The sequence below is a fragment of the Paenibacillus puldeungensis genome (assembly GCF_042678945.1).
In the GTDB taxonomy this organism is placed as follows: Bacteria; Bacillota; Bacilli; order Paenibacillales; family Paenibacillaceae; genus Fontibacillus; species Fontibacillus puldeungensis.
On record NZ_JBHTLM010000031.1, the window covers coordinates 14,291 to 27,006 of the forward strand.

Genomic DNA, 12,716 nt, shown 5'->3' on the forward strand with positions numbered 1-12,716 from the left:
AGGCTGAGAGTGCATTCACTCATCGGCCTGGCTTTCATTGCTTAGTCTAACGTTGTCTTAACTTCCTTTTCTTCGTTCTTCGATATTCAGGCAGCGGTCCGCCCATTTCCGGTAAAACGAAGGCTCATGGGAAACGAGCAGCACGCTGCCGTTAAACTGCGTTAGCGCCAGCTTTAGCGCCTCCTTCGATTCCGTGTCCAAGTGATTCGTTGGTTCATCCAGAATCAAAAAATTACAAGGCGAAAGCAGCAACCGGCACAATTTCACTTTAGATTGCTCACCCCCGCTTAAGCTTCCGATCGGCTGAGTGGCTAGCGTGCTCTTTACGCCGCACAAGGCCAGCTGTCGCCGGATTTCCTTCTCAATCATGTTCGGATAAGCATCCGAAATGATCTGCATCGGCGTCTTCGTATTGTTTTCCCAGCTCAGGTCCTGCTCAAAGTAACCGATTTTCACAGGATCCGCGAACCGAAATCGCCCCGAAACCGCCGGAATATGCCGGACCAGCGTTTTCAGCAGCGTCGATTTCCCAATCCCGTTGAAGCCGGTAATGACGAGCTTTTGTCCTCCCATGACCGAAAAATTTAATTTTGGCAAAAGCGGGTTGTCATACCCGATTTCCAGGTCATGAACAACTAAAGCCTTCTGAGCGGAAAGGGAGGTCTCCTGAAACTGTATGGAAGGCTTGTGGACAAAAGCAGGCGGAGCCAATCGTTCCATTCTTTCGAGCTGCTTCCGGCGTCCTTGTGCGATTTTCGTATTGACGCCCGCTATATTTTTGCGGATATACTCCTCTGTTTTTTCGATCTTTTTCTGCTGTGCCTCGTATTGCCGGATATAATCCTTGCGCAAATGCTCCTTCTGGCGAAGGAAATCGCTGTATTTCCCTGAGTATTTCTTAATCGTCCCGAACTCGATGTCGCAAATGCAGGACGTGACCTTTTCCAAAAAGTCAAAATCATGAGATACCACGACGTATGCCCCGTTAAATGTGGACAAATAGCCGGATAACCAGTCTACATGCTCCTGATCAAGAAAGTTCGTCGGCTCATCCAATAGCAGAACATCGGGTTTTTCCAGCAGCAGCTTCGCCAAAATGACTTTAGCCCGCTGTCCTCCGCTTAACTGCTCGACCGTTCGATTAAGACCGATCGCCTGGATCCCTAATCCATAGGCTACTTTATCGATTTGGCTGTCGATCCCATAAAATTCACCAAGTTCAAGCCGCTCCTGATATTTGGCCGCTAGTTCCAGCTTCTCGACATTCCCTGTGGAAGCCATCTCCTCATAAATGAGATTCATTTTTTGCTCAAGCTCATAAAGATGCGCAAAGGCGGTTTTCAAGTAGTCGAGGATCCTGCAGGCTCCATCGATTTCCGCATACTGATCCAGATGCCCGATTCGAATACCTGATTGCCACTTCATAAAGCCATGATCAGGAACGATTTCTCCCGTCAAAATGTTGATTAACGTGCTTTTGCCTGCTCCGTTTTGACCTACAATCCCCATATGCTCGCCTTTATACAATTCGAAAGAAGCTTTATCATACAAAATCTTGTCTGCAAAACGCTGTGTTAAATCGCTAACTTCCAATAAACTCATATCAATTCCTCATTTCCTCGATAAAATTAAAAAGAGCAGAGAGACTTTCGCCGCTAGACGATAGCCCTCTGCTCTTCGGTTTGGTTGCTGTTGGTACCTAAGGTGCAGCAATCACTCACCAAATACAAAGGGCCACGGACAAAGCATTGTCCATGGCCCTTTAATCTACATATTCACCCGGTACATAGCCGCATCTAAATAAGCATAGTAAAAAACTACACTTTAAACACGTGCTATAGACCGATGAATAAAGGAAACTTTACGTTTCCTGATTAAGCTCCGCACAATGCTTCATCTGGATCATTTGTACGGAGCAGATTGCTCTAGTGAGTTTTACTAATCGAATATACATGACGCTGCACCTGCTTTACCAAAGAAATACATTTTTATCTTACCACATGAGGAACAGCTTTGAAACCCTCAAAGGGAGATGCCCCGGCCTTCCGAAGATGACCAGAGCATCTCTCCTCCTTTTAATTTGAATAATGCTGCATCACGAGCCGTATACCTTCCAGCTCTCGATTCCTGTGGAGGTCGTGGGTTTAGCCACAACATTCAGACGAATCTTGTTCGTCGCTACCGGCGTGAACGTTGTCGTATTGTACTGATCGGGCAGAAGGCCATATCCCGAGCCCGAAGCACCTGAGACGTTCACCCATGCCGAGCCGTCCCAGTACTGAATAGTGTAAGAAGCCGGAAGATCAATCCCCTGATTGTCGTCGAACCAATACACGTCTACTCGATCGATCTTGTAGCTCTTATCCCATTCATACTGCACCCATTGAGTCGTGTTCGGATTGTCCCAATTCCCATATACAGGGTGGCCCCGATCATTTGAATTGAGCGGTGTATAACCGTCATTCAGACCTGCCAGACTCTCCCAGGAGGAAACGAACGACGTCGATGCAGTGGCAAGCAGGGCAATATCCGTAACAGGTACAGTTCCGGATAATGAGGAGATTTCCGCTGCGCTTAGAGCCCGGCTGTAAATGCGGAAATCATCGATCGCTCCCTTCAAATAAGCATCCCCGGCAAATTGCGAACGCCCGATCCAGTTCTGCGTGGTGACGCCAAGGTCGGATGGACTCAGCGTAAGCCCCGTGCTTCGGGCCACCTCGGCACCGTCCACATAGAGGATCCCGGTCTGGCCGGATTTCGTCACAGCGACGTGCTTCCACTCACCGGAGGCGAGCGGCGTATTGACGCTGATCCGCTGTTCGCTCCCGTTCCCCCCGGTCGTAACGCCAAACTGCAGACCGGACGTCCCGGCGGCATCGGCCGTCAAGTACATATATTTGTCCGTGCCCGTGCCAAAATCGAATATTCTCGCCCAATCGGCATTGGCTTCGGTTTTGACCCATGCTGCGAAGGTGAAATCGCTCAGCTCACTGACCACTCCGGATGGAAGGCTGGCATACGCATCCGTTCCGTTCAAGGATAAAGCGCCGCCGTTCTTTCCGGCCACCCAGCTCGTTCCACCAGCCAACTGGATATGTTGATTGTTCCCCGAGGAATCGTTTGCTGTCGTCCCGCTCGTTTCATTCATTTCGTAGCTTGCAATCACTTCCGGAACGGAGGGACCCGTATTACTTCCCGGTTGAATTTTGATGTCGTAGGTGGAACCTGTGCCGATGTTTAGCGAGACCACGGCAGGCGATCCATTCACCGCAGTGAAGTTCCCGGCGGCAGTGTCGTTAATCAGCACCTTATACGAGCCCGCCGCCATTCCATTTAAGGTAACCTTGGTTGTATGGGCGGTTCCCGGTGTCGCGCTGGATAACGTAAACCGAAGCTCGTTCTTGGCTTTTGCCACCGTCGCGGCCGTGTAGGTGTCCCGCTCCAGCGCCATCCCGAATTTCTCGGTAATCAGGTTCAGCTTCTGATTCACGCCATCCTTCGGAGTTACGACATAGCTTGCTCCATCCTCGGTCACATCGCAGCCGTAGCCATAAAGTCCGAACAACGGATCGACCGAAACATCGCAGCTCAAAATTTTAATCGCTCCCCACAGGCCAAGATCCGCTTCGCCGGACATGCCGCGCCAGCCGTTAAAGAGCGGTCCATCCCCGACGCCAAGCGCTCCGTGATTGCCCTTCGTCATCTGATACGTCCAGGCTACCGCACCGACATCCGCCGGATCAGAGCTGATCTGCCCGGAGTTGATCGCACTGAGATTGCCAAGCTTCGAGGCGTAGGTCATCCGCTGCTCCACTTCGGGATTGGCGGAATAACTCCGCACCCAGTCATCCATCGCATACCCTTGCAGGGCGACGGTATATTGGAAGTTCCACCACGGCTCTCCCGTAATCGTCACCGGTACGGAGTAAAAATACCATAGCGGCATATGGCCGCGCGTCGCCCGCACCTTTGTGTTGATTTTGTTCATCATCGATTGGTTATTATTCATCTTGGCCAAGGTGTAGACGGACTCCTCGCCGGTATTGTCGTAATTATACTCTGATCCGTAAGGATAGGTCGTATTTTTGAAATTGTTGTATTTCGTCCGCATTTTGTTAATCATGTCGTTCGCTTGAGCTGTATACCCCTCATCTTGCAGTGCTTTGATGATATCCGGGGTTGTCAGCTCGCCCATCAGGCCGGTGTTCCAGTTATAGGATACCGGTCCATCATAGAGCGCTTTGAAAATGTTATATGCCCGCAGCAAATATGTCGTCCGCGGATGTGTATAATTCACCAGGTCCGGGTACAGCTTCGCGATCTTATACATGCTGAAATACGTGTTGTACACGTGCGGGTAGGCGTAACCGCGATACGTAGGCGTCGTATTCGGCTCCGGCATCAGAAAATCATGAATCAAATAGTCGGAATGGTGTCCATTCATCAGGTTGGTCCAGATCGCCGTTTCGAGGTATTGGTCCATAGCGGCGATTTCTGAGGCCACGGGCTTCTGCACGTTTTTCTCCGCCAGGAACTGCCCATGCGTGAGCCCCCAATCATCGCCCCATCCCCAATAGCCGTTAAACACATTCCGCTTGGAGTTGTTGTCCATCATCCAATCGTCGAACACTTTGTCACGGATATCGCCGGGCACATTCCATTGCTGCTTATTGACCATGAAGGTCGCATGGCGCTGCAGCGCATCGCCAATCTGCTCTATGGCGTAAAACTGCAGCACGGTTTTTTCCCCGCTGCCATAGCTCACGGTGATATCGTTTTGTCCGAGATGACTCATGCTTAAGGAATATAAATGATGTCCTCCCTGAGCTGTGCCGAGCGAAGTGATCGTCGTTTGCGAAGGGTACTGCGCGGTTACCGAGGCGATTGGCTTCGAAGTGCGCAGACTAAATTTCGCCGTCTGATCAACCGGTACAATCATCCCCGGCACCACCGTGAAATCGACCATCCCTTCGGAATACAGCCGGTCCTTCACCGCCTGCTCGTTCCCCGCTTTGAAAAATTTGAAGGCGTACGTTTTGCTGGCTCCAGGCTGCAGCACCAGACTCGTATTCGGCAAATACCCGCGATTTGTGCTCTTGATGACATTAGAGTGAATATAGTACACGGTTAAGCCTTCGGGCCAGCCGCCTTGATCGGCTGCCCATTTGCTGCCCGGATGCTCTTCGATACGCCAGTTGTCCGTGTACTCGAATCCGGCGCCGGTTGCGGTATCCGGTACCATCATCAAAGTATTTCCGATTCCGCTCGGCCGCTGAACCGTAATGTAGGAATTGTTATTGGCCACATTGGAGTGGGTGACCACTCGGGTTTCGTAGATTTGCTCATTGTTGCCACCTGACCAGTATTCATTGAAGGGAAGCGGTAAACCAAAGTCTCCGATCTCAAGCGTCTGACTGCTCGTATTGGTTACGGTAATCGACCAGCGCAAGTAATCGTTCTCCAGAGCATAAGATTCATTGACTCTAAAGTTGCGAATTCCTTGGGCATTGCTGGAGTTTTGATACGTGACATTGATCGTGCTGCCGGATTTGCTCTGCGTCCGTGCATCGGCGGAACGGTTCGTCCAGGCCGTTGTCCAAGCTCCGTTGTTCAGCCGATAAGTAAACATCAGCTCCCCAAGCCATTGATGGTCCGTTGTGTTCTGCTGCGGGGCGTTGGTCTTGTTCATCACATAATTGGTCGGGAAACTATCTCCGACGATTTGCAGGTTCGTGATTTCGCCATGCTCTCCGGTTGTAACGGTAAATACGCCATTCGAGACCGTTTCGGCGGAAACCGCCTGAGGGACAACTACAGCCAGCACACTTGCGATAAATATGCCGAGAACAAGCTTCCAGGGTCTTGACAACATCCGTTCGTGTCCTATCATTCACCGCTCCTCCTTCGTGTTCATTAAAAAAATGGTCAGAACAGCTCTCTCCTCCAATCCATGCTAGCTTCTTTATGACTTTCCTGTGCTGTTACTGTACATCACCCCCTCTCCATCGGAATTCGAATCGTTACCTGGGTACCTTCATCCATTGTCGTATTGATGTCTATCCCGTAAGGCTCCCCGTACAACAGCTTGATCCGGTTCTTCACATTCGCCACCCCGACTCCGGAGGTATCCGAATCTGGACTTTGCACAGATCGCAGCGTCTCTTCATCGATTCCTTTTCCGTTATCCGTGATCGTAAACTCCAGCAGACCCTCCCGCCCGCAGCCGGAAATTCGAAGTAGTCCCCCACCGGATTTGGCGGAAAAGCCGTGAATAATCGCATTTTCCACAATCGGCTGCATGAACATTTTCGGCACTTTACAGTCCGGATGAATATCATCCAGTACAAGCTCCGTTTCAAACACCCCGTAATATCGCTGCTCCATGATATGTAAATAGCTCTTCAGCCAGGTCAGATCATCCTCAAAACGCACCAGCTCCTGTTTGTTTTTGACCGTGTACTGCAGCATGGTGGACAAGCAGACGAGCATCTTGCTTATTGCTTCCTCATTTCTTTCCAAAGCCATCCAGTTAATGACATTCAGTGTATTGTACAGAAAGTGTGGATTCAGCTGCAGGTTGAGCGCCATGATTTCGGCCTCCTTCTCCCGTAGCTGCGTTTTGTAGTTTTCATTGATCAGATCGCTGATTTTTTCGTTCATGAGATTAAACTTTCGGATCAGAATACCGAATTCAAAATCGTTTTGCTCGGGGATTTTGGTGGAAAATACGCCGCTGCCCGTCAGTTGAATCGCTACCAGCAGCTTCTTGATGGGATGGGTGAGCCACCCGGAAATCATATATGCAACTCCAATCGAAATCGCAATTAAGATCGCGGCGATATACAGGCTGTACGTGTGAATCAAAGGAAGATCACTGAGCAGGTGTTCGTAGGGAACGACCAGCACACCAATCCAGCCCGTCATATCGGAGGTGTCATAGCAAATGAGCACTTTTTGATCATTTACTTTGGAAATTGCTGTTCCGGACTTCGCCTTAATGGCGTTTTCCAGCCAATCCGAGGTTTCGATGCTTGTTAATTTGGCAGGGTCCGGATGGGCAACGATCTGCCCTTGGGGAGTAACGACGAACATATAAGAGCCATCGGTCGTGCTATCGCTGCCTTTCAAGGAACGGAAGAAGCTTTCATTGAAATTGATCAGCAGCATCGGGTATTCCGTGCGTTTCCCCCAGCTCTTAACGACGCCATTCTGTACGATTGAGCTTTTGAGAAGCTGAGCTGCGGAAAAAACGAACCGGTAACGCGGGTCCATGTCCCTTAGCTCCCCTTGATCAAACTGTTTAGCGAAATCATAAGTCGGAAACCAAATCATTTTCCCGTCCGCCTTAAGCGCTTCCTGATATAGCGCTGAGGATCGCAGCTTACTGGGATTCACCGACACGAACGTCGGCCTCGACGTCAGGGAGGCCATACCGCCAAAGCTGTAGTAGCTTGTAACGAGCTGCACGCTGTCAATGCTAGGCTCCGAGGCGTAATATTTGTTCAAAATATCCGATACTTTGCGGTCCATCTGGAGCAGTTCCAGCAGATCGGTTGGCTGCGGTCTGTCAAAAAGGTGAAACAGATCCGGGTCAGCGAGCAGGGACAACGATTGATCCTTGACCCGGGTCAATACGATATCGGTCACCTGGTTGTTCTTCTTGACAACCTCTTGCATGCTGTCGCTGGCATTTTTCAAGATGACGTCGGAGCTTGTCGTATAATAAGCGTAGCTGATGAGTACCATGGGGAGCGTGATGAGAAAAACGTAGTAAATGATGAGTTTGGTGCGAAATTTGAGGCGATTTAGTCGGCGAATGACGGCGATCATGGCGGCTGCTACCCCCGCTTTCTTTGCAGGAGGCGGATCGTTTTGCGGTATTCCTCCGGCGTCATTCCGAACTCTTTCTTAAAGACTCGGTTAAAATATTTAACATCCTGGTAGCCCACCGCCTCCGCCACCTCGTAAACACGCAGGTTTTCCAGCTCCAAGATGGCCTTCGCTTTGGACAAACGAACCTGGTTCAGGTAGGCTGTAAAATTAATGTTCAGCTTATTTTTGAAATATTGGCTAAAGTAGCCGGCGCTTAGCCCGAACCGCTCCGCCGTAGACTCCAGTGAAATGTCGTACCGGTACTGTTCTTCAATATAGTCCAGACAGCGTTGGACGAGCTGATTGCGGGAATGGTCCTTCCATTCCTTGATCGCCCGGGAAGCACGAAGCAGAATGTCCAACGTTCCGGACTCGAGCTGAGAAAAAGTAGGAACATGATCCGAAAACGCCTCGATCTCTCTCACAAAATCGTCGTGCATGCTGCCTTCCCGCAGCAGTTCGATGTCCTCGATGAGCTTGACGAGGAGCAGCTTGCACTTCGTCCTTAACCGGTGCGGAAGCGCATAGGGAGCACGCCGCCACGAGCTAAAAATGCTCGCAAGCGCGTCCCGTGCCGCGGCATCGTCCCCTCCACGAACCGCTTCGGCCAGCTGCGATACTACAGCGCCAGACATCGCCGGAACGCGTTCAGGGTCGAGCTTGCTGCGCCCGAAAAGAAAGACGGCTTTCTCTTCTTCGTAGAAATGCTCAAGCATGGCCAGCCTGGCTTCCCGAATGCTAACGCAAGCTTCCTTCAGCAAATGTACCCTGTCGCTTCCGACTCCGACCACGCATCTCCCCTTGCTCGATTCGCTATGCCATGAAAAAGATTCAAAGACCCGCTCGGCCTCAGTCATGTCAACCCCGGCTTCGAGCAAGCAAATGATCTCTTCATTGTCATGATCGTTAATGATGCAAACAGCTTTCCCGAACAGGCAGAGTAAGGACTGAAGTTTATCCGCCTCCTCTCTCTGGAAGGAAAACCGCCTATGAACGGAAATCGCCGTTCCCGCTCCGCCAAAGCATAGAATCGACTCTACCTCGTTCAACTGGTCCACTTCAAGGACCCCATCAATCCAGGCCTGAAGCAGCTTGCCGCTGTAAACCGGCTCCATTCGAGTGATCTTGGCAGCCAGCTCCTGCTGCTTCGTCCAGTCATTCCGCTCCTGCTCACTCGTCTGCTCAGCCCGCCGGAACAACTCCTGCAGCCTGTCGACATCCACCGGCTTCAATAAATAATCGAAAGCCCCAAAGGTAAGCGCTTTCTGAGCATATTCAAAAAAATCGTACCCGCTAAGCACAACCACTTTGGACCTTGCAGGCGAACTCAGCTTTTCCATAAACTCCAGTCCGTTCATCTCCGGCATCTGGATATCCGTAAAGATCAGGTCAAAAGCCTGATTCTCGCACAGCCGCAGCGCTTCCTCGCCACTACGTGCAGAGCTCACGGTATCGCACGGTCGAAGCCGGCTTAGCAGTCTGCTGAATCCGATCACGTGTCCAGGTTCATCGTCAATGATTAATAAATGCAGCATTTGCCATCCCTCCTTACGCCTCATTATATAGAAAAAGTACAACAAAATGGTCCAAAAGGAATCATCTCGAAGCAGATCTTTTTGTTCCTAATAATGAGTCGAAGGTCCGTGAAAGTTTAGCCCTTCACTCCGCTCATGGCAATGCCCTCGACGAAGAAGCGCTGTCCAATCAGGAACACGATTAGAGAAGGCAGCACGATAATGGAAGTTGCCGCCATCATAAGATGCCATTGTGCCGAATAAGTGCCTTGAAATAAGGTCAGACCGAGCATGAGGGTATAATTTTTTTCCGAAGAAATGAACACCATGGGGGCGAGATAATCGTTCCAGTTCGCCAGGAAAGTAAGCATGCCAATGACAATGAGCGACTGCTTGCTGATCGGCATGATGATGTTCCAATAAATCCGGAAGTGACCGGCGCCATCCATCTTCGCCGCTTCATCCATTTCACGGGGAATCGTGAGAAAGAACTGACGGAGCAGGAATATGTTGAACACCCCTCCTCCGAACCAGGCCGGAGCGATCAAAGGAACGAGCGTATCCGTCAAATGGAGGTACTTCCAGCCGAGAAAATGCGGAATCATCACCACGAAGAAGGGCAGCATCAACCCGGTCAAAATAAACCCGAACACCTTATCCCGACCGGCCCACGAAATGCGGGAAAAGCTGTAGGCGCACACTGAGCTGGAGAGAACGACCCCGGCAATGGACAGCACCGTCACAACAGTGCTGTTCCAAAAGTAAAGACCAAACGGGTTGCTGGACAGCGCCTCGACAAAGTTATCCAGCTTGAACGAAGTAGGCAAGATTTGAGGCGGTATTTGAAACAGGCCGTCCATGCCCATGAAGGCGGTCCGCAGCATCCAGTAGAAAGGAAAGACGAACATCAGTCCACCCAGCGATAATATGAGATACAAGCACAAACGGCTGACGAACGAGCGTATATTCATCTTCCTCTCTCCTTCCCTTCATAGTAGACCAGATCATTTGAAAATTTGAAGAGAACGGCGGTGCACAGCAGGATGACCAGGAACAGCAGAAATGCGGCGGCGCTGGCGGTGCCGAACTTGGTAAACTGAAAGCCCTCCTTGAACAAATAGTAGACGATCAAATAGCTCGCGTTGTTCGGGCCCCCCTGCGTCATCACGGACGGCTGCACGAAGGTCTGGAAGGCGTTGACGAAACCGATGACCGTGTTGAAAAAAATGATGGAGGAGCTCATCGGAAGCGTAATGTACCATGCTTTGTGCAGCGCATTGCCTCCGTCCACTTCGATCGCCTCATAGAGATGAGCTGGTATGTTCTGCAGACCTGCAAGGAAAATGACCATCGTGTTGCCTGTCAGCCACAAGCTAAAGATAATCAAGGTCGGAATGACAGAGGTGTCTGATGAAAGCCAGGTGTATTTGGGTATATGGAGCAGACCCAGCAAGTAGTTGACGATGCCAAAATCCGGCTGCAGCATCCACAGCCAAATAACTGAGGAAGCTGCGAGAGGGATGATGACAGGCAAATAGAACAAGCCGCGAAAAAATGCTCTCCCTTTAATCTTGCTGTTCAGCAGCATGGCCATCACGAAGGAGAAGGCGATCCCGAGCGGCACGCTTACCAGTACGTAATACAGCGTGCTGATTACGGCATCGTAGAAAAGCGGCTCCTTCCCTGTAAACAGCCGCACGAAGTTATCGAAGCCGACGAACTTCGGACTGCCCACCATGCTGTATTCCGTGAATCCGAGCGCGAACGTGAAAGCTAGCGGTCCCAGGACAAATACGAGGTATCCCAGCAGCACGGGAGCGGCAAATAGCACTCCGTACTTCAACTCGGTTCTTTTTCGTTTTCGAATGCCTTGTGCAGGATCCATGGCCGTGTTATTTACCATAACGCCCCTGGATTTCCGGCTGGACTTTGGATACGACGCCCTTCATCGCCTGCTCAGCCGTCTGCTTGCCCAGCCATACGGGATCCAGCGCAGAGAATGCCATCGAGCTGACCTTGCCGAAATTTTTCACATAATACACCGGTGAAGGCGTGTTGTTGTTCAATAAATTATTAAGGAACGCGTCCTTGAAGCCGGATGGATGTGCCGGGTTATTTTCCGCCCACTGCGCGACAAGCGCTGGATCGGTGTACCATTTCTTCAGCGTCGGCATCCACAAGCCGTCCCGGTACAGATTCAGCGCGCCGGACGGATCAGCGAGATATTTCGTCAGCAGCCACGTTTCCTCCGGATGTTTCGTCGCCTTGAACATTGCGCTAACTCCGCTGATGCCCATCGCAACGGTGCGCTTCATTTTCGGCAGCACGCCGACATCATAATTAACCTTCGCCGCCCCGAGATCGAGGTTGATCCACTGCCCGTGCATGCTCATTGCCACGAGCTTGGATTGCAGCGCGACCGCTTGTGACGGGATCGATTTCGCTTGAACCGGATTCGGTGCGACATGGTGCACATTGATCAGGTCGGCAAGCTTTTGAACCGCCTCCACCGCTTCCGGCTGGTCCAACGCAAACTTCGTTCCGTCCGCCGAGACAAGGTCGCCGCCGTTGTTGACCACATGCGCCATGATCGGGCCGTACCAGTTTTCAAACGAAACACCGAATTGCTTGATGTTGTCCTTGTCGAACCCGGGGTCTGTGGCGTTTTTGCCGTTTTTGTCGATCGTCAGCTTCTTGGCGACCTCAACGAACTGATCCCAGTCCCAAGCTTCCTCCGCTTTGGCCGGAGGAGTCTCTACCCCCGCTGCCGCAAACAGATCCTTATTGTAAAAAAGTCCGAACGTTTCGCCCGCTGTGCTGATGCCCCACGTATAATTCGGGTCATCGCCGTTGAACCAGATGTAGTCGAGGAAATCCTCTTTTTTCATCTCCGTATCCTTAGCGAACATGTCGTTAAAGTTGATGAACTTGCCTTCTTTTTGCCAAGCCTCACCAAGCTCCCCATGCACATAGCCGGCATCCGGCGTTTCGTTGGCTGCGACCATCGCGGTAATTTTGGCATCGTAATCGCTTTCAGGAATGTGAATCGCATTCACGGTGATCCATGGATACTTCTCGGTAAACTTCTTGGTCGCCTCCTCCACGGCCTTTTTCTCCTGCGGGCTCCCCCAGAATGTGTACTTCAAGGTGACTGGCTCCTTGTTCTCCGTCCCGCCAGCCGGCGTCGACGTCTCCTTATTTGCCGGCTCGTTTTTTGGTGAGGCGCTATTACCACTGTTGCCGCCGCCTCCACACCCCGCGAGCGCAATAACTGCGGCGAGGATGACTGTGCTTAGCTTTAGCAGCCTTTTTCTAGTTTTGTCCATCTTG

General features: G+C 51.2%; 7 protein-coding genes. All 7 read right to left on the reverse strand.

What is annotated here, in order from left to right; genetic code table 11:
* Positions 1-57: 57 nt before the first annotated feature.
* Positions 58-1,602, reverse strand: a complete 1,545-nt coding sequence (locus ACFQ3W_RS24475; RefSeq protein WP_379321855.1) for an ABC-F family ATP-binding cassette domain-containing protein — start codon at positions 1,600-1,602, stop codon at positions 58-60.
* Positions 1,603-2,095: 493 nt separating this feature from the next.
* Entirely contained in the window at positions 2,096-5,890 is a 3,795-nt protein-coding gene (locus ACFQ3W_RS24480) for a DUF5695 domain-containing protein (protein WP_379321856.1), read from the reverse strand.
* Between the two features lie 101 nt (positions 5,891-5,991).
* A complete protein-coding gene (locus ACFQ3W_RS24485; RefSeq protein ID WP_379321857.1) occupies positions 5,992-7,830 on the reverse strand; it encodes a sensor histidine kinase in 1,839 nt (612 codons plus the stop codon).
* A gap of 8 nt (positions 7,831-7,838) precedes the next feature.
* Positions 7,839-9,407, reverse strand: a complete 1,569-nt coding sequence (locus ACFQ3W_RS24490; protein ID WP_379321858.1) for a response regulator transcription factor — start codon at positions 9,405-9,407, stop codon at positions 7,839-7,841.
* A gap of 116 nt (positions 9,408-9,523) precedes the next feature.
* Positions 9,524-10,357: a carbohydrate ABC transporter permease gene (locus ACFQ3W_RS24495; RefSeq protein WP_379321859.1), complete on the reverse strand. Its 834-nt coding sequence runs from the start codon at positions 10,355-10,357 to the stop codon at positions 9,524-9,526.
* Entirely contained in the window at positions 10,354-11,271 is a 918-nt protein-coding gene (locus tag ACFQ3W_RS24500; protein WP_379321860.1) for a carbohydrate ABC transporter permease, read from the reverse strand. The genes ACFQ3W_RS24495 and ACFQ3W_RS24500 overlap by 4 nt, the downstream gene beginning before the upstream one ends.
* A gap of 7 nt (positions 11,272-11,278) precedes the next feature.
* The gene (locus ACFQ3W_RS24505) at positions 11,279-12,712 is read right to left on the reverse strand and encodes an ABC transporter substrate-binding protein (protein ID WP_379321861.1); all 1,434 of its coding nucleotides are present in this window, start codon (positions 12,710-12,712) and stop codon (positions 11,279-11,281) included.
* Positions 12,713-12,716: the final 4 nt, after the last annotated feature.

What these genes read in the sequence shown, in the direction of transcription:
- ACFQ3W_RS24475 (WP_379321855.1), bottom strand. Translation starts at nt 1,602, where the DNA reads ATGAGTTTATTGGAAGTTAGCGATTTAACACAGCGTTTTGCAGACAAG.
- ACFQ3W_RS24480 (WP_379321856.1), bottom strand. Translation starts at nt 5,890, where the DNA reads ATGATAGGACACGAACGGATGTTGTCAAGACCCTGGAAGCTTGTTCTC.
- ACFQ3W_RS24485 (WP_379321857.1), bottom strand. Translation starts at nt 7,830, where the DNA reads ATGATCGCCGTCATTCGCCGACTAAATCGCCTCAAATTTCGCACCAAA.
- ACFQ3W_RS24490 (WP_379321858.1), bottom strand. Translation starts at nt 9,407, where the DNA reads ATGCTGCATTTATTAATCATTGACGATGAACCTGGACACGTGATCGGA.
- ACFQ3W_RS24495 (WP_379321859.1), bottom strand. Translation starts at nt 10,357, where the DNA reads ATGAATATACGCTCGTTCGTCAGCCGTTTGTGCTTGTATCTCATATTA.
- ACFQ3W_RS24500 (WP_379321860.1), bottom strand. Translation starts at nt 11,271, where the DNA reads ATGGATCCTGCACAAGGCATTCGAAAACGAAAAAGAACCGAGTTGAAG.
- ACFQ3W_RS24505 (WP_379321861.1), bottom strand. Translation starts at nt 12,712, where the DNA reads ATGGACAAAACTAGAAAAAGGCTGCTAAAGCTAAGCACAGTCATCCTC.